The 17,910-nt window shown below is 36.0% G+C and carries 21 protein-coding genes and 1 tRNA gene; 16 read left to right on the top strand and 6 right to left on the bottom strand.

All coding sequences use genetic code 11. The annotated features are described in order from the left end of the window. Nucleotides 1-40 precede the first annotated feature (40 nt). The 12 genes from flgF to fliW all read left to right on the top strand — a co-directional run bounded on the left by flgF (nt 41) and on the right by fliW (nt 9,231). Complete coding sequence (gene flgF, locus VCM44_RS01730) at nt 41-826, top strand: flagellar basal-body rod protein FlgF (RefSeq protein ID WP_114705907.1); 786 nt, start codon at nt 41-43, stop codon at nt 824-826. A 6-nt stretch (nt 827-832) separates the two neighbouring features. Next, nucleotides 833-1,678, top strand: coding sequence for a flagellar basal-body rod protein FlgG (flgG, locus tag VCM44_RS01725; protein ID WP_233500235.1), 846 nt, complete (start codon nt 833-835; stop codon nt 1,676-1,678). 18 nt (nt 1,679-1,696) lie between these two features. Further along, nucleotides 1,697-2,548 carry a flagellar basal body P-ring formation chaperone FlgA gene (gene flgA, locus VCM44_RS01720; RefSeq protein ID WP_334677868.1) on the top strand — a complete coding sequence of 284 codons (852 nt, stop codon included), beginning with the start codon at nt 1,697-1,699 and terminating at the stop codon, nt 2,546-2,548. Next, nucleotides 2,545-3,303 carry a flagellar basal body L-ring protein FlgH gene (locus VCM44_RS01715; RefSeq protein WP_334677867.1) on the top strand — a complete coding sequence of 253 codons (759 nt, stop codon included), beginning with the start codon at nt 2,545-2,547 and terminating at the stop codon, nt 3,301-3,303. Before flgA ends, VCM44_RS01715 begins: the two co-directional genes overlap by 4 nt. A 3-nt stretch (nt 3,304-3,306) precedes the next feature. Then, a complete protein-coding gene (locus tag VCM44_RS01710; protein ID WP_114705910.1) occupies nt 3,307-4,311 on the top strand; it encodes a flagellar basal body P-ring protein FlgI in 1,005 nt (334 codons plus the stop codon). Between the two features lie 130 nt (nt 4,312-4,441). Then, complete coding sequence (locus VCM44_RS01705; RefSeq protein WP_114705911.1) at nt 4,442-4,897, top strand: hypothetical protein; 456 nt, start codon at nt 4,442-4,444, stop codon at nt 4,895-4,897. Next, a complete protein-coding gene (gene flgM / locus VCM44_RS01700; RefSeq protein WP_114705912.1) occupies nt 4,890-5,222 on the top strand; it encodes a flagellar biosynthesis anti-sigma factor FlgM in 333 nt (110 codons plus the stop codon). The genes VCM44_RS01705 and flgM overlap by 8 nt, the downstream gene beginning before the upstream one ends. After that, nucleotides 5,222-5,725 (top strand): flagellar export chaperone FlgN, encoded by a 504-nt coding sequence (gene flgN, locus VCM44_RS01695; RefSeq protein WP_114705913.1) that lies wholly within the window; start codon nt 5,222-5,224, stop codon nt 5,723-5,725. Before flgM ends, flgN begins: the two co-directional genes overlap by 1 nt. 12 nt (nt 5,726-5,737) lie before the next feature. Next, nucleotides 5,738-7,204, top strand: coding sequence for a flagellar hook-associated protein FlgK (flgK, locus tag VCM44_RS01690; RefSeq protein ID WP_114705914.1), 1,467 nt, complete (start codon nt 5,738-5,740; stop codon nt 7,202-7,204). A 15-nt stretch (nt 7,205-7,219) separates the two neighbouring features. Continuing rightward, nucleotides 7,220-8,254, top strand: a complete 1,035-nt coding sequence (gene flgL, locus VCM44_RS01685; protein WP_114705915.1) for a flagellar hook-associated protein FlgL — start codon at nt 7,220-7,222, stop codon at nt 8,252-8,254. Between the two features lie 115 nt (nt 8,255-8,369). Then, nucleotides 8,370-8,603 (top strand): carbon storage regulator CsrA, encoded by a 234-nt coding sequence (csrA, locus tag VCM44_RS01680; RefSeq protein WP_114705916.1) that lies wholly within the window; start codon nt 8,370-8,372, stop codon nt 8,601-8,603. Between the two features lie 79 nt (nt 8,604-8,682). Further along, nucleotides 8,683-9,231: a flagellar assembly protein FliW gene (gene fliW, locus VCM44_RS01675; RefSeq protein ID WP_158536778.1), complete on the top strand. Its 549-nt coding sequence runs from the start codon at nt 8,683-8,685 to the stop codon at nt 9,229-9,231. A 79-nt stretch (nt 9,232-9,310) separates the two neighbouring features. Here the strand turns inward: fliW and VCM44_RS01670 are convergent, their stop codons facing one another. Genes VCM44_RS01670 through VCM44_RS01650 form a run of 5 tightly spaced genes read right to left on the bottom strand, consistent with a single transcriptional unit; the run spans nt 9,311 to nt 13,130 of the window. Beyond that, on the bottom strand, nt 9,311-10,042 hold the full coding sequence (locus VCM44_RS01670) for a tetratricopeptide repeat protein (RefSeq protein ID WP_114705918.1): 732 nt from the start codon (nt 10,040-10,042) through the stop codon (nt 9,311-9,313). 12 nt (nt 10,043-10,054) lie between these two features. After that, nucleotides 10,055-10,795, bottom strand: coding sequence for an outer membrane protein assembly factor BamD (locus tag VCM44_RS01665; protein ID WP_158536779.1), 741 nt, complete (start codon nt 10,793-10,795; stop codon nt 10,055-10,057). A 54-nt stretch (nt 10,796-10,849) separates the two neighbouring features. Next, on the bottom strand, nt 10,850-11,899 hold the full coding sequence (locus VCM44_RS01660) for an AI-2E family transporter (protein WP_114705920.1): 1,050 nt from the start codon (nt 11,897-11,899) through the stop codon (nt 10,850-10,852). Next, nucleotides 11,871-12,473 (bottom strand): cyclic nucleotide-binding domain-containing protein, encoded by a 603-nt coding sequence (locus tag VCM44_RS01655; protein WP_114705921.1) that lies wholly within the window; start codon nt 12,471-12,473, stop codon nt 11,871-11,873. Before VCM44_RS01655 ends, VCM44_RS01660 begins: the two co-directional genes overlap by 29 nt. 9 nt (nt 12,474-12,482) lie before the next feature. After that, the gene (locus tag VCM44_RS01650) at nt 12,483-13,130 is read right to left on the bottom strand and encodes a tetratricopeptide repeat protein (RefSeq protein WP_334677866.1); all 648 of its coding nucleotides are present in this window, start codon (nt 13,128-13,130) and stop codon (nt 12,483-12,485) included. An 82-nt stretch (nt 13,131-13,212) separates the two neighbouring features. On the opposite strand from VCM44_RS01650, the gene VCM44_RS01645 reads away from it, so the two are divergent. From VCM44_RS01645 to VCM44_RS01635, 3 genes are read left to right on the top strand one after another with little or no spacing between them, the layout of a single operon-like run. Beyond that, nucleotides 13,213-14,580, top strand: a complete 1,368-nt coding sequence (locus VCM44_RS01645; protein ID WP_334677865.1) for an aminotransferase class III-fold pyridoxal phosphate-dependent enzyme — start codon at nt 13,213-13,215, stop codon at nt 14,578-14,580. A gap of 12 nt (nt 14,581-14,592) precedes the next feature. Further along, nucleotides 14,593-15,594, top strand: coding sequence for an arginine N-succinyltransferase (locus tag VCM44_RS01640; RefSeq protein ID WP_114705924.1), 1,002 nt, complete (start codon nt 14,593-14,595; stop codon nt 15,592-15,594). Nucleotides 15,595-15,604: 10 nt separating this feature from the next. Continuing rightward, on the top strand, nt 15,605-17,119 hold the full coding sequence (locus VCM44_RS01635; RefSeq protein ID WP_114705925.1) for an aldehyde dehydrogenase family protein: 1,515 nt from the start codon (nt 15,605-15,607) through the stop codon (nt 17,117-17,119). Here the strand turns inward: VCM44_RS01635 and VCM44_RS01630 are convergent. Next, nucleotides 17,116-17,640: a hypothetical protein gene (locus tag VCM44_RS01630; RefSeq protein ID WP_162929717.1), complete on the bottom strand. Its 525-nt coding sequence runs from the start codon at nt 17,638-17,640 to the stop codon at nt 17,116-17,118. The two genes, VCM44_RS01635 and VCM44_RS01630, sit on opposite strands and share 4 nt — an antisense overlap. A 180-nt stretch (nt 17,641-17,820) precedes the next feature. Between VCM44_RS01630 and VCM44_RS01625 the strand changes: the two genes are divergently transcribed. Continuing rightward, nucleotides 17,821-17,895: transfer RNA gene (locus tag VCM44_RS01625), tRNA-Asn, on the top strand. Nucleotides 17,896-17,910: the final 15 nt, after the last annotated feature.

The following is a 17,910-nucleotide window of genomic DNA, read 5'->3' as shown; positions in this document are numbered from 1 at the left end:
TCGGTTGATATAGTAGAAGAAGAATTTGCCAGGAGGGCAGATGAAAGAATTATGGGTACCGCTATCCGGTGCAATCGCACAACAACAGAAAGTTGATACAATTGCCAATAATGTTGCAAATGCCAACACGCCAGGCTTTAAAAAAGATCAACTCGCATTCAAAGAGTATCTAACGGCCCTCGATAAAGGGACGCAGGATATCGACTTGCCTAATAAAGAATGGGCGCCAGAAGACTTCTACCGTAGTTATGGAGCAGAACATGCAATGGTAAAAGTAGATGGCTCATATACAAACTTTAAGCAAGGGACGCTCTCTCCTACAAGTAATCCACTCGATATTGGACTACGAGGAAAGGGATTTCTAACCATCGATACTCCAAAAGGTATTCGCTATACACGAAGAGGCACTCTTTCATTACGACAAGATGGAATCCTAACGACACAAGAAGGATATCCTGTCATTGGCCGTGATGATAATGAGCCAATTGCAATCCCACCAGGGACAAAGAATATTACCATCGCATTAGATGGAGCAGTTTATGCCAATAATAATCAAGTTGGCGCACTTAATATTGCTGAATTCAATGATATTCATGCCCTAAGGAAAGAAGGGAACTCATTATTTGTGAATAATAATGAGGGCAATCTAAAAGAACAAACAAACACATCAATCCATCAAGGCTTTGTGGAACAATCAAATGTTAATGCTGTATCTGAAATGTCAGACCTTATTAAGGCGCACAGACATTTCGATTCAATTCAAAAAGCAATTAAAACTTATGATTCAATTAGCTCTAAAGCAGTTAATGAGATGATTAAATTCTGAGGTAATATGAAGAACTTTATACTATTTATTACATTTCTATTCATGGCCCGTTACTCTTTTGGAATGATGAAGGCACTCGATATTTCAGCAACAGGTATGGCCACACAAGAGATGCACGTTAATACGATATCTAACAACGTGGCAAACCTAAATACAATTGGCTATAAGAAACAAAGAGCTGAATCTCAAGAGCTTATGTATGAAACAATCAAGGAAGCTGGATCGAGATCAGATGCTAATTCTAACTACACTATTGGTGTACAAGTTGGTTCTGGCTCTAAGATCAGTGGAGTAAGAAAAGTATTTTCTGCTGGTGCTCCTAAAGTAACAAATAACCCATTTGATCTTATGATCAATGGAGATGGCTTTTTCGGCATTATTAAACCAAATGGAGAACTTCGTTTTACTAGAGATGGTGCTTTTAATGTAAATGCTCAAGGACAACTAGTCACAAAAGAAGGCTATCAAGTATTTCCTGGAATAACATTTCCTCCAGGTGTTGCAAGCGTCAGCATTGGAAATGACGGAACATGTGAAGCCTACTTTACAGGACAAGTTGAACCACAAAACGTAGGACAAATTCCAGTTTTTACATTCGTAAATAATCCGGGACTACACTCTGACGGAAATAACCTTTATCGCCAAACAACGGCCAGTGGACAACCGATCCAAGGAATTGCAGGCGTAAACAATACAGGATCACTACAACAAGGTGCCCTAGAGATGGCAAATGTTAGTCTTATGAATGAGATGACTGATCTAATCAAGGCACAAAGAGCATATGAAATGAACTCTAAAGTAATGGGTGTTGCTGATCAAATGCTACAAACAGTTAATAACATCACAAGGTAATAAGGTTAATACGAAAAGATGATTAAAAAATTAATTATTCCATTCTTATTCACTTCATTAACAAGCTCGATGACAAGTGCTTGTAAAGTATCATTTGCTGATAAAGTATATCGTGTGAACAACGCTAGAGTGACATTCACTCAACAAGGTTGTAATCGCAGTCAGATTGAAATCTTAAATGAAATTCTACAAGAAGTGACTGGAAACTTAAACCTTCATCATAGTCGTGAGCTAGCGCAAAATCAGATTCAATTAATGACTAAAGAAACTGTTTTTGTAAGTCTTGAAGACAGTATAAAAAATCAATTTTCGATACCTCATAACTGGAAAGTAGAATTCCACTCAAGAAAACCTCTCGAATCTATTTCTGTAGATCGACTAACTTCATTAGAGTTTGCATGTAATCAATGTAAAAAGCTCGGAAGGAATAAAGTTAAAGTCACATATGACAACAAAATAAAATGGCTAGATATAGAAGTAAAAAAACCTGTAAAAGCTGTTGTTGCAACTAATGAGATAAACTTAAGTTACAAGTCTATTGATAAAAACAATGTAAAGAAGAAAACAATTTATACAACAGATGAAAAAGCAGTTTTTAAAAACATCGAAGAGATTCCATTTTATAAATCAAATAAAGTGATCTCTCCGGGTGAAGTAATTAAAAAGAGAGACCTCACTCCAATAAACTTAGTATCTTTTGGTGTGCCAGTTAAAGTCACACTTATAAATAACGGAATTAAATTATCAGGGACAGGTACGCCATTATCTGTTGGTAAGCTAGAAGACTTTATTAAAGTTAAAAATGTGAAAACCAACAAAGTGTATACAGCAAAGGTCGTCGGTCTCAACGAAGTAAAGGTTGAATTATGAGATTGTATTTATTATTAGTTTTTTCATTGATGACTACTTCATGTGCTAACTACATCAGTAAAATGTACACAGAACTTGATGGGCCACAAAGAAGACAGGTAGAGCAACAACGTCGTGCAAATGCAGATAGTAAATTTGACCAATATCGCCGATCGAGAAGAAGTGCAGATGCACCACAAGACAGAAGAAGTCTTACTTCAACGACTCGACCAAATGTACAGCCTCAGGTTAAAAGACAATATTCTAAAACAGTTAGTCCTCGAGTTACTGCAAGTAATTTTTATGACAATAGAAATGATGGAAGCCTTTGGGCCGGTGACGGTAACGAGAATTACCTTTTCACAAAAAATAAATGGAAAAGAAATGGAGACATTATTTTAGTTAATGTTCAAACACGTTTAAAAAATGAAATTACAATGGAATTAAAACGTGCTTTTCCACCAATTCCTAAACTTGGCGCAACACCGAATAAAGAAGGTGAACAACAGGCTGGACAACAACAAGCTGCCGCTGAAGGTGCTGGCGATGATGAAGACAAAAGCGCAGACAGCAAGATTCACGATAAGATCTCTGGGGTTATTGTAGAAGAAATCAGTCGTGATCACCTATTAGTACGTGGTCAGAAAAATGTATTATTTAAAAATCGTAAACACTTAATTGAGCTACAGGCACTCATCTCTCGTAAAGATATTAATGAAGATGACACTGTAAATTCGACAAAGTTCTTAGAAAGCTCTGTTACAGTATTGAGGTAATAAATGTTTAAAAAGCTAATTTTTGGATTAATTCTTCTTTCATTTGGAACGCATGTCGATGCAAAGATGAGTCGATTAAAGGACCTTGTCGATGTAAAGGGTGTTCGTAAGAACCCTATCGTTGGGTACGGACTTGTCGTCGGTCTTAATGGAACTGGAGATGGTGGTGGAGAAATTACGAATACATCACTAAAGCGTATGTTTCAAAAGCTTGGACTGAATCCACAAAATGAAATCAGCTCAAAAAATGTCGCAGCAGTTATTGTAACAGCACAATTGCCATCATTTAGCCGTGTTGGTCAAAAAATAGATGTAACGATCTCTTCAATTGGAGATGCTTCATCACTAGCTGGGGGGACTCTTTTAATCACTCCACTAAAAGGTGGTGATGGAAATGTTTACGCTGTAGCAAATGGCCCGATCTCTATCGGTGGCCTTGACAAGGGAAAGAAGTTTGCAACAACTGGCCTAATTCCACACGGTGCCACAGTAGAGCGTGAACTGAAGTTAAATTTCGACAAAAAGAAGTCATTACGTCTTGCTCTAAAAAACCCAGACTTTACGACAGCTGCTCGAATTGAAAAAACAATCAACCAAGAACTTGGTGGAAAATATGCAATAGCAAAAGACTCAAATACTGTGGATATCATCATCCCTATTCAGTATCAGAGAAAAATAGTTCAGCTTCTAGCAATCATTGAGAATTTTCGAGTTCACACTGATCGCATTGCAAAAATTATCATCAATGAACGCACTGGTACTATTGTTGCCGGCGGAGATATTGCTGTAAAACCTGTAGCGATCTCACACGGTGGGCTAAATATCCAAGTAAATAACCAGGATAAAGAAGGCACGCCTGAAAATGTAAAATTTGTGGATAAGTCCACAACCCTTAATGAATTAGTGAAGAGCTTAAATGCTCTTGGTGCAACACCGGAAGACCTTATTTCGATATTTCAAGCACTTAAGCGAAATGGTGCTCTAATTGGAGAAATTGAGTTAATTTAAGTTTGCATGTCAAATAGCATTTTTTACCATTTTTTAAGGCCCGGTATAAAAAACCTTAAAAAAATGTTAAAATAATTAATGTTAATGGGCTTTTCGAGGATTGAATAGCCAGAAACTCAGGATGAGTTATATGAATGAAGTAAAAATTCATCGACCTCAAATTCAAAATAGAAATGCAATGAATAATGCATCTAATTCTATTCGTCCTGAAGAATCTGAAAAGTACATTCCCGAAGAGATCAAAAGTGCAGCACAAGGGCTAGAAGCACAGTTTAACGAGTTAATGGTTAAAGAAATGACAAAGAACCTAAACGCAGGCGTTCAAGGTACAGCAGGAAATTTCTACAAAGGACTATTAACAAGCGAAAGGGCCAAGGCACTTGTGAATGAGGATAGCCAAATACAGAAATTAATTTTGAATGAGATTTATCCTAAACACATGAGGAATTCTCAAAATTATCAAAACTATTTGGACAATAAGAATAAGTACGCACAACACAATATTAAAATGGATGAAGGGCCAACTCAACCCTCACAGGAAGTCGCAATAAAGCGCAAAAACCAAATTGGAGTAAAGTATGAGTAGTGTACAGAATACGAGATCTAGTTTCTTCCCAAACTCAAGAACTCAAAATGAGCGAGCTCAGGATGTTCAGAAACAATCTCCAATTAAAAGGAATTCAACAGCTCAAAAGGCATATATCGACAACCAAACAAGTCGTGATGCTAAGGTAACGATTCCAGAAGCTGTAAAGGACTTTGCACAAATTAAAAAAGCCGTCGATGCGGCACCAGAAATGGATAATAGCGCCAAGATCGCTGCCCTTAAGGCACAGATCCAAGGTGGAACTTATAAAATGGACTATGAAAAAATGGCCGACAAAATACTCGGTGAGGAATTTGGAGTCTAATGAAAACACAACTTGCAAAATATTATTTTCAAATTACAGATATTTGGAAGTCGCAATGTGAGCTTCACTATAAGCTTTTCGACCTTACATGTGATGAGTATGCATTGTTACTTGAAAGCGATCTAGAAAAGCTGGAAGAGAAAGTTGCTCAAAAAGCATTAATCGTTTCTGAAATAGAAAAGAACGAGTACTTACGCAATGATATTCTTGCAACGATAAAAAAAGATTACAAAGAGCTTGAAGTAAACTCTATCAATGACCTACTCGACTTCTTTGCAAAGTTTGAAGCGGAAAAAGAAGGAAAGCATCTCTATCGTTTTAATGCTCTACTCGTTGATATTATTGAAAAGATTCAGGCGCAAAATAAGAAGAATCAATTATTTATTAATAAAGCACTCAGCTCTCTTCGCGAGATCAGGGAAAGTGCCATGGGTACAAAAACTGTATCTACATATAATGCAAAAGGAATGACTCAGGAGAGATCTCTTGGGCGCAATCCATAGCACGGAGAAAATTTGTCATCACGCCTTTTAAACATTGGGAATACGGGACTATCAGCTTCAAAGAAAGCTCTTGAAGTTACGTCTCACAATATTTCAAATGCGAATACTGAAGGGTATTCACGTCAACGCGTGCATCAACAAGCAAATACTCCACTAATTAAGGATGGACTTGTAACAGGTAGTGGTACTCGCATTAGAGATATTAATCGTGTCCATGATAAATTTGTTGAAAAGAAATTAAGAGACGCAAATACTGACAAGTCTTATTACGATAATAGATCCCAACAAATGGGGCGTATCGAAGACATCTTCAATGAAATCGATAATCAAGGTCTGAATCAGATCTTAAACAACTTCTTCAACTCATTTAGAGATCTTGCAAATCAACCAGAAAATGAAACGGTACGATCTGTTGTTCGCGATAAGGCACAACTTATTGTTAAAGACTTTCGTCGAATTGCTGAAACTCTCGACGAAATCTCGAGAAGTATCGATGACAAAATTTCTTTAAATATCAAAGATGCTAATCAGCATATTGAAACAATTGGTCAGCTAAATCGTAAGATTCGTGAACTAGAAGCAAATGGTGACGAAACCGGAGATATGCGAGATCAACGAGATCTTGCAATTAAAGAACTATCTAAAATTGTTAAGATCCATACTTATGAAGATGAACGTGGAAATTATAACGTTCAAGCACCAGGAGTTGGGACACTTGTAACAGCGGCCCAAACTCAAACACTTGGAACATACGTCTTTGGAAAAGAAGACTCAACAAGTGGTCAAGATGGTTCTGTAGAAGTTTTTTGGGCCTCAAGATCTGGTCAACAAATTACTGAAAAATTTAAAGGTGGATCACTTGGTGCAGTCATCAAGGTAAGAAACCACGATATTAAAGCACTAAGAGAAAAACTCGATCAAACGGCTTTTGAATTTATGAATTATGTTAATGCAATTCACAGAAGAGGATTTGTTAATCGAGAGATTCAAACTGATGCCCAAGGAAATCCGGTTACAGTTGATTCTAAAGGGCCGACAACTGGATTAAATTTCTTTAAAGAGCCAACTCAGATTGAAGGTGCGGCGCTTAGACTTGATTTAAGTGATGCCATTAAGTCTGACGTTTCAAATATTGCAACGGCACTTTCTCCAAATAGTCCCGGGGATAACCGTGTCGCAATTGCTATCTCTAAGCTTCAACACGAAAGACTTATGGGAGATGGTACAGCAACGATTGAAGAGGACTACCTAAAGACTGTCGGAAATGTCGGTTTAGAAACAGGAAAAGCAAAGCTAGACGCTGAACAATCGGAAGGCTTACTTGCACAGGCAAACTCTATTCGAGAAAGAATCAGTGGTGTTTCAATTGATGAAGAAGCGGCAAATATGATCAAGTATCAGCACGCTTACGAAGCAGCAGCTAAAGTAATGCAAACTGCAAATGAAATGTTTGATACTGTTTTATCAATAAAGCAGTAATTAGGAATATAAGTAATGACAAGAGTGTCTGAAAATTCAACGACTTTATCAATTAGGCATACGCTTAATAAGCATAAGTCTAAGATGGAAGACCTTCAAATGAAGGGGACAACTCTTAAAAGCATGCGTAAGCCATCAGACAATCCCGCTGCAAATATTGAAGCATTACAAATATCAAGTGTTACAAATGATAATGCTCAATTTAAAAGAAATGCAGACTTTGCAATACTCCAATTAAATATTACAGAAAAAGCATTAGAGAATTTAACTGATGTTGTTAATAAGGCAAAAGAAATTGCAATCGCTCAATCATCAGATATTTATAATGCCGATGTAAGACGAAATGTTGCAAACGAAGTACACCAATTACGTAACCTTGCATTATCTATCGCCAATAAGCGAGTTGGTCAACGTTATATCTTTTCAGGATATAAGACACTGCAAGCTCCGTTTGATGAAAATGGTAAATATCTTGGTGATACAGGTCACACAACGTTAGAAGTTGGAAAAGACTTCTTTGTTCAGGTTAATCTTCATGGGAAAGAAGTTTTTATGGCCGAGTCTGAGTCAGACTCTAAAGTAAAACATCCTCTTGAGAAGTTTCCTGAAATGGCCGCAGGAAAAGATAGAAATAAGAATAGAGAAATTGAATCAGTTGAAGCAAATAATCGTGACATCGCATCAGTTGGTGAAGATGCTGGTAAATATACTGAGACGGCCAATATATTTGGACTACTCGACTCCCTTGCCATTTCATTAGAAAATAATGATCCAAAGCAAATTCAAAACTTACTTGAAAAATTTGATACGGCCATTACACGTCTTGTAACTTTAAGAACAAGAGTTGGTTCTGTTTCAAGTTCAGTTATGAGTAATGTGAACACAATTGAAGCAAACGATATTAGCAATATGGAAAGAAAGAGTAAGCTCGTCGATGCAGATGTAACTGAATTATTCTCAGACATCACGCGTCAACAAGAGATCTTAAAAACAGCATATAAAACATCCGAGGGGCTCTTAAATAGAAACCTCTTAGACTTTCTGCGATAACACGCTGCTGCTACTTTTTTTTTATTTAGTTGATTTTTTACTTGATTTTTAAAGTTTTGAATAATATATGAACTCTACCTGATGAATCAGGAAGGTTCAAAATTGAGGATGTGAAATGCTGGTTTTAACAAGGAAGCTAGGGGAAAGTATTGCTATAGACGATCATATTAAGATCGTTGTCGTACAAATTAAAGGTAAACAAGTTCGTCTTGGAATCAAGGCCCCGAAGGAAACAAAAATTCACCGAGAAGAGGTCTACAAGGCCATTCAAGAGCAAAATTATGAAGCTTCTCAGGCTGGACCAGATAGTCTTAACGATCTCGCAGACGCCCTGCGCAACAAGAAATAAATTCCGCTTGCTCTTTTGCCCCTACGACTGTTAAAATCTGTTATCAAGTTCTGAAACTTGAATTCGGAGGAACGACACAGTGAAAGTAAGCACAACACGATTTGGGGAATTAGAAGTTAATAAAAAAGATATCATCAAATTTGATGAAGGTATTCTTGGGTTTGAAAACCTTAAAGAATTCTTTGTTGTTGATCCAGGTGATCAAACACTTATTCTTTGGCTACAATCAGTAGATGATGGAGCAACAGCTTTCCCAATCATTGAACCAAAAATCTTTAAAGAAGATTATTCTATCAGCCTATTACCAGCTGAATTAAATAGCCTTAAGCTAGAGAATCTCACAAACGCAAGCGTTTATACAATCCTAACAATTCCTTCGGATGTAACGCTTATGTCGGCTAACTTAAAGGCACCAATCATTATTAATAACGACACTCACAAAGCACGTCAGATTGTACTTCAAGATAATAAACTAGAAGTAAAATTTGAAATGTATGCGGCCCTGAAGAAGTCGATTGTTAATTTTCATTCTGATGATTCTGTTCGTACAAATGTTAATGTTTCAAATGAGCCAACTGTTGTTGAGCAAAGTGAAACAACAAATACAGAACGTACAGCAGAAGCTTAATTTAAATTTTCCAAATTTATATATAAAAAAAGCACCATGTACATGGTGCTTTTTTATTTTAAAATCTCTTTTTTATTTCTTATAAAGTAGTTTCTGTCGCATTCTTAGCAAAGTTTAAATACATTTGTGCTTCATTATTAAGAGGATCAACAGATACAACTTTTTCCCATTCAGAAGTAGCATTTAAAACATCACCTTTACCATAGTGTAGAACACCAAGTGCAATACGACCTGGAAGATAGTCAGGTCTTTCATTCTTAAGTTTTGAAAGTTCTTCAAATGACTTATTAACAAAGCCTTTCTTAGCATAGACTTTTGCAATCTTTACTCTGGCCTCTAAATTTTCTGGATCAAGCTTTAATACTTTTCCGTATTCAAATAGAGCTTCATCAAAACGATTATATGTTAGATATAAATCAGCTAACTCATAGTGCTTAATCGCAAATTTACGATCAATATGATTATCATTAAGCTCAGAGCTCTTAGAGTTAACCTTAACCTTTTGTGAAGCAACCTGAAAGATCTTACTTGCTTCTTCATATTGTCCAATATCATTATAGAGAACCGATAAGCTAACAGCTGCATCTGTGTGATCTGGCCTTACTTCTAAAACTTTTTTGAAAGCTTTAATGGCCTTAGAGATCTCACCCGTTAAATGAAAAATATTAGCAATTGAAAAAAGAGCATCAGCATCTTTTGGATCAATATCTAAGAGTTCATTATAAATTGATATCGCTTTATTAAATTCACGATTATCAAAAGCAACCTTGGCCTTCTTAGATAATTTCTCTTGTTCAAATGACTTCATCATAATTGGCGTCCCCTATCTTAAGCACTCTTTTACATCACTTTTTAAGTTAGAAAGATCACCATCTTTATATAAATAGCGATAATTTTTAAAAACTAACTCACAAAGCTCTGGCCTTGCACTTTTTAAACCAATTGTTACCAAACGATCACTGGCAAGTTTTTTAACTTTATCATCATTGAATCGATTCAATAAATTCTTATAGCGAAAAGCCGCTGATTGAAAGTCTTCCGTTTTATAATAGAAGTTGGCAATGTATAGCTCTTTATCTTTTAGCATCTTATAACATTCATCAATTTTATCCTTAGCATCTTTCAGATACTTTGAGTTTGGATATAAACTTCTTAGCTCATTAAAATATTTAATGGCCTGTTTAGCGGCAGTAAGATCGCGATCAAATGTTGATGGCTTCTGTTTATAATAGGCTTCTGCAATCTTAAAAGTTACATAATCCATTCTTGGATGTTTTGGATGAAAGTCCTTAAACAAAAGATATGCAGCAGCAGATTCCTCATAGTTTTCCTGTAAATATAGGATGTCTGCCTGCATTAACTCAGCAGAGGTTGCATAGTAACTATATGGATATTGAGATTTAATTGTATTTAATTTTTCAAGCGCCATAATATAACGCTCTGATTCTTTAAGCCTTGTGGCCTCTTTAAATAAAACCTCTGCCTCAGTACTACCTTTTGGTCGATTTACTGCGCAGGAAGTCAAAACAAGAATTGAAAATAATAATGTAAGATACTTAAGCACTTGGCCCCCTATATATAGGGAAATTCTAGCACTTAACAATAATACCCGTCAAAGCTAATAGCCTTCTTCGTAAACATCTTTAAGAACTTGATCAATTAATAGCTTAATTGCGGCCGCTAATGGAATTGAAATAATCATTCCCGTAATTCCAATCATTTGAGAGCCAAGAATAACACTCCCTACAACAACAACTGGGTGGAGGTTAACGATTTTTGAAACAAGTAATGGAAAGACAATTGCGATATCAATGGCATTGGCAACAAGATAGAGGATTAAAACACCACCAAAGTCTGTGCCCATTCCGTATTCGGCGGCAATAAAGATTAATGCAGGAACAGAGCCAAATAATGGGCCTAGATAAGGGATAATATTAGTAACTGCTGCAAGGATTCCAAAGATCAGAGAAAAGCGGATATCCATAAAGAATAGGCCCGCAAAAATTATGATCCCTAAAATACTGGCCTCAATAACCTTAGCCAGAATATAGTCACCAATACGACGATTAAATTGAAATGAGAGATGATAAAGCTTTTCAAAGTACTTATTAGGTAAAAGTCTTGTGACCTTCTCTCTGAATGTTCTCATATCTCTTAATGTGAAAAAGAGAAATAAAGGCACAATAAAAAACAATTCCAGTGCCGTACCAAGAAACTTTGGCAGTACCAATACAAAAGCACTGATCTCATCTTTTACAAAGTTCAAGGTTTGTAAAAGGTACTCATTACTTAAACGATAGCCAGACCTTGCTTCAACAAATGCCTGCAGAGATGAGTAACTTGTTTTTAGGAAATATTCTACTTTTGGAATATAAACTTCTAAATTATTTAATTCACTCACCATTATTGGAGTAACCTTTACCACTGGATAAATTGTAGCAAATAGAAAGATGACAACAAGGATGGCCGAGGAAAGGTTTCGATTTATATGATAACGTTCAATAAATAATAATATTGGATTTAGAATCAGAGTTAGAATGTAGCAAATTAAAAGAGGCGTTGCGACTCTAGGAAATAGAAAAAACAGGCCCATGCAACAGAGGATAAATAATCCAAAAATTATGGCCCTTAGACGATCATTACTGGTCATTTTTTTCTTTCTCTTCATTTAGTGCATTTACTTCATCATTTAAATCAGAGTTCTCAACCTTAAGTTTTCTAATTTCTCTTGCAAGAATATGTAACTTCTTTACAACTAGCTCACTCATTGCTTGGAGGAACTTAGAAGAGAGTCCCGGCTTTTCTGTAATCATTAGCTCGAGATCAGGTTTAAAAATTCCCAGCATCTCAAGTGGCTCTGAAGCAACTGCAGACACAGAACGCTTATGACCTTCTTCAAGTAGACCAATCTCTCCCAGGTAGTCCCTTCTTTCAAGATTAGTTACATGAAACTTCTTTCCACTTCGCTCTGTATAAAGTTCAACACGACCAGAGACAATGATGTAGAAGCCAATTCCAAAGTCACCTTCTTTGAAGATAACCTCACCTTTTTCATATGTTCTTTTGTGAAAGTATTTTGAAAGTTGAAATAATTCAAATTCACCGAGATTTCTTAAGATAACAGTTTCTCTTAGCAGATATGGGATGGTTACCTTATTGCTTTTAATAAGAGGATTAATCGACCACAAAAACTTTATTAAGTTAATATCGATTTGATCTTCTTTAGAATACTTCTCAGTCATAAATTACCTTTAATAAGTTTCAATGGAATCGGACTTAACCCAACCCTTAACGCTACTTGGCCAATAAATAAAAGACCATCCCTCATTCGCCTTAGAGATAATCACTCTAAGTCCTTCACGTGCCTGCTGGTTATGTTCAAAAATTGCAGAAGGTCCTTCATGGACTTGCGTATCTTTCATCACAACAGCATTATTATATGTTGCTTTCAAATAGATGCTATTGAAAATAGCAGGACTGAGTGAAACGATAAATAAAATAAAAATAATACCTTTATGAATTTTAGTTCTCCAATTTAAAACTAAAACAATCAAAAGTAGTACCAAGGTAATACTAGTATAATAAACACTTGGTATATCAAGGCCTTTGGCAACAAGATTATACTCCTGACTACCTAAGTCATATTGAGTCTTAATATATTCGATATTATTGGTTACGAGCTTATCTTGCTGACCTAGCTGATATGACTTTTCAAGATAAAGTCTGGCTGCTCCAAGGTCTTCTAATTTCAAGTACGCGGTGCCCAAATTGTAAAAATACTGAGCATCGATAAATAGACTTTTATTTTTAATTAGAAGATCTTTATAAGCTTCATAATCTTTATTTTTATAAAGTTCTTCCAATTCTTTTAGTGGATTTCCTGTGTTAGTATCTGGCATAAATTTATTATCTATTTGGCTTGTAGCCTTTGCAAGTGAGTGATAATTCTACCACATAAAAAAAGTAAAAAAGAGGTGAGTTATGGAATACGGCGTTAGAAACAATGAAATAAATGATCAATTTGATAAGCTATTCTCTTCAATTCTTAAAGAGCAGAAGAATTTTATGGAAGTTCGTGGGCCACAAGAAGGAAAAGAGCATCTAGTTGAAGAAACTTTAAAAGCTTATAATCAAGAAAGAGGTAAAGGTATCTACTTTAACTATGTTTCATCTGGACGCGGACACGGGCCATTCACTGAGTTAATTGACGGTTCAGTAAAGTATGACTTAATCGGCGGTATTGGTCCTAACCTACTTGGTCACTCACATCCTATCTATATTAAGTCACACCTTGAGGCAGCTCTTGGTGACTCAGTTATGTGTGGAAATCTTCAACCATATCCACAAGCAATAGAATTAACAAATAATCTGCTTAGTGCAGTTAAAGAAAGTAACCTGAAGCACTTTTGGTTTACAGGTTCAGGTAGTTTTGCAAATGATCTAGCTCTTAAGCTTGTTTGGCAAAAGAAAGATCCTGCTTATCGTGTGATTGCTTTCAAGAAAGCTTTTGCAGGTAGAAGTGTTGCTACTCAGGATATCACACATAATGCTAATTACCGTCAAGGGATGCCTAAGTCTTTAGATGTTGATCACGTTCCACATTTTGATCAAAACAACCCTGAGGACTCATTAAAGAATACACTAGCGGCACTTGAGGAAGTTACAGCGAAACACCCAAATCAGCACTGTGCAATTATGCTTGAAATTATTCAAGGTGAAGGTGGGTTTATCTTTGGACCAAAAGAATATTACGAAGAAATTTTTAAGTGGGCCAAGAAGAAAGGTTTATATATTTGGATTGATGAAGTTCAAACATTTGGTAGAACAAGAGAATTATTTGCATTCCAAACAATGGGCCTAGATAAGTATGTCGATATTGTTTCTGTAGGAAAGGCCCTACAAGTTTGTGGTGTCCTTTATAGTGAAGAATTAAACCCTAAGCCTGGTTTAATTGCAGGTACTTTCAATGGATCTGTTTCAGCACTTTCAACAGGAAGTAAACTTGTTAAGTATCTAACAGAAGGTAATTTCTACGGAGATAATGGACGTATCAAAGAATTAGAAGATAAGTTCATCACAAAGCTAACTCACCTAATGAAGAACTCTTGTAAAGACAAGATGACTTATGTTGGTGGTATTGGAACAATGATAGCTTTTGAAGTCGGTGACTCAACAACTGAAACCGTTTCAAAATTTGTTAAGGCTTTATTTAATAACGGAATCGTTGCCTTTATGGCCGGTAAAGAACCAACGCGAGTTAGACTACTTCTGCCTCTTGCTATGACTGATGAGCATATTGATGACATCATTTCTATAATTGAAAAAACAATCTTAGAAGAAATAAATTAGGGAAAGAAAAAAATGTTTCGAATAAGACCTGTTAAAAAAGAAGACTTAGAAGATTTATATGATCTTTCGGGATTATATACTTTTATTAACTTACCTCATGATAAGGAGTTAATAGAAAGTAAGATCAATAGTTCTCTTCGCTCTTTTAAACAAATGAGTTCTGATCTTTCACGAGATCATTATATTTTCGTGCTAGAAGATCTTGAGGCAAATAGAGTTATTGGCTGCTCTATGATTCACGCACGTCATGGTGATGAACATGAGCCTCATTTTTATTTGAAAGTTGGACAAGAAAATAAATTTTCCCAAACAATAAATACAGGCTTCATACACGGAACCCTGAAGCTTGGCTACGATACAGATGGGCCAACAGAAATTGGTGGCCTTATCCTTGATCCAAGTTATCGAGGCAATCCTAATAAACTAGGAAAGGTTCTTTCATTTTGTCGTTTCATGTATATGGGATTAAATCCTCATCGTTTTAAGGACACTGTTCACTCTGAACTAATGCCCCCATTCGATGCCGACGGAAAATCTCCACTATGGGAAGCAATTGGTAGACGATTTCTAAATATGGAATATCATGATGCCGACATCTTAAGTCGTAAGAATAAAGAATTCATTCTAAGCCTCTTCCCTTCAGGAACAATTTACGAAACCCTACTTCCAATTGAAGCGAGAAATGCCGTTGGAAAAGTTGGACTTGATACAGAACCAGTAAAGAGAATGCTTGAATCAATTGGTTTTAAGTATACAAATGAAGTGGATCCATTTGATGGTGGCCCACACTATCGCTGTAAGCTAAAAGACATTAAGCCTGTTCAAACAATCCAAAAAGCAAAGATAGAGCAAGGAAGTTGTAATCATCCAAAACTTTACCTTGTTATGACAAATGAAGAAAACTTTGAGGTAATCTGTCTCAAAGGTGAACTCAATAATGATATACTTACTGTCGACAACATTTCACAATATAAACTTGATCAAGGTCAAGACGTCACAGTGATGGCAATATAAGGAGATATTTATGTATCAACTAAAAGGCTCATTTTTTAATAATAACTTTGTGCAATTTGATAATACTGTAGATAAGCGAACAGATCGTACGATTTCAAGAGAGTGTCCAAGTGATACTTCTAAGATCCTTTGGAACCTACAAGTAAATTATTCTCATATCGATGAGTTAATTGATTCTGCTCACAAAGGATTTCAAACTTGGCGCAATACTTCCATTGAAGAAAGAATTGAAGCATTAAAAAGGTACCAAGAAGCACTTAAAGGTAAGCAAGAACAAATTGCTACTGCCATCGCCCTTGAAGTAGGAAAGCCTCTATGGGAGGCCCGTACAGAAGCGGCTGCTCTTATTGCAAAAGTTAATGTAACGATTGAATCTTCCCTGCCTCGTATTCAGACAAAAGATATGCAAAACATTGCGCCAAATACAAACGCGCATATTTACTATAAGCCAGTTGGCCCAAGCTTTATTATTGGCCCATTCAATTTCCCATGCCACCTTGCAAACGGACAAATCACAGCGAATCTTATCTCTGGGAACTCAATTATTTTCAAGCCTAGTGAGAAGACATGTTATTCAGCACAGCTAATGTTTGAATGTCTTGCAGAAGCAAAGTTTCCAATGGGTGTTGTTAACCTTATTCAAGGTGATGGTGAAGTCGCCAGAAGAATCATCAAAGATAAGAGAGTTAAGGGTATCTTCTTTACTGGTTCAAAAGAAGTTGGTCAAAAAATTCTAGAGTCAACTCACACAGACTTATCAAAACTTGTCTCACTTGAACTTGGTGGAAAAAATACTTCAATCATCACTGAAAGTGCAGATATTGATTATACGCTAGAAGAAATTCTAACAGGCTCGTATTTAACGACTGGTCAACGTTGTACCTCAACTGGTCTCGTTGCAATTCATAGTTCAATTAAAGATGAATTCATTAGTCGCTTTCATGATATGGCAAAGAAGATTATTGTTGATCATGCAACAGAACATGAAGTTGAACCTTTCATGGGCCCTTTAATCGATCAAGCCTCTCTTGATCAATACCTACTCTTTATGGGAATGGCAAAAAGAGAAGGACTTGAAGAAGTTATGCGTGGGAAGCAATTAGAGCGTGCGACAAATGGTTACTATGTCTCACCTTCAATTCATTACGCAGATAAGCTAATTCCAAATAGCCATTTCCTTGCAAATGAAATTTTTGGTCCAAACTGTACCTTTGTAAGTTATGACGATTTTGATGAGGCCATCAATATTGCCAACTCTACAGAGTATGGACTAGCAGCTTCAGTCTTCACTAAAGATGCTGCAAAATTTCAACATGCAGTTAATAATATTGATGCGGGACTTGTTAACCTAAACCGCGCAACTGTTGGAGCAAATTCAAAGCTTCCTTTTGGTGGCGTTAAAAACTCTGGTAATTATCGACCTGCCGCTGTTTCGACAGTTGATCATTGTGTTTATCAACTAGCAACATTAGAAATTGAAGAAACTAGTGCAAAAGGAAATATTAAAGGATTAAAAGAAGATTAATAATGTTTCTTATTTACAAGAACGCCGGTCGAAGAGTTCTGTGAAAGGTCTCTTCGATTTTTGCGTTCTTGTTCTAAATCAACAACAGAGTTTTTTGCATATAAATCGAGAACTTCCTTCCCTTTTATTTTTGTATAAACATTCTTAAAGCGCTCTTTTTCATTAATGATAAAAGTTGTAGTCTCAACAGGCTTGGCACCTGGGTGAACTTTATGTGATTCGAATTTTACCTTAGTTATAAAGTTATTAATGAATTGATGAACTCTATGTCCAGTGAAGATCTCACCTTGATCAAGGCCATCAATAGTTAGATCTGCAACAGCTTCCTCTTGTCCCGGGAAAGGAATAATCTTGGCCATTCCAGAAGGCGTATAAGTAATTTCCTGCCCTTGATTATGACTAATTAAGAGATTAGTTAACGTATCCTTTGCATCCATATCACCGAAGGTTGTTAAATCAGTAACTTCTTCTGGAGTTATGATACGTAGTAAATGTCTAATAAGGTTTGATTGTTCCATCATTTCCTATATTTTACACCAAAGTCTGACTCAACTTATCGGCTTTTCAAAAAAAAAAATTAGCAAATTTAATTGAGATACAATAATTTCAAACACTTAACTCATTGATAAATAATTTTCCCATAAAAGAAAATATTTACAATTTAAAAAAATAGGATTATAAAATTAACTACTTAAGATTGCTGGGATGTGGCGCAGCGGTAGCGCAGTAGACTGTTAATCTATTGGTCGCGAGTTCGAATCTCGCCATCCCAGCCATTTTTCATACCGAAA

The sequence above is a fragment of the Halobacteriovorax sp. DPLXC-1 genome (assembly GCF_036903125.1).
Lineage (GTDB): Bacteria > Bdellovibrionota > Bacteriovoracia > Bacteriovoracales > Bacteriovoracaceae > Halobacteriovorax_A > Halobacteriovorax_A vibrionivorans.
The sequence above is the reverse complement of the archived record's forward strand: the minus strand, read 5'-3'. Positions and strand labels throughout refer to the sequence as shown.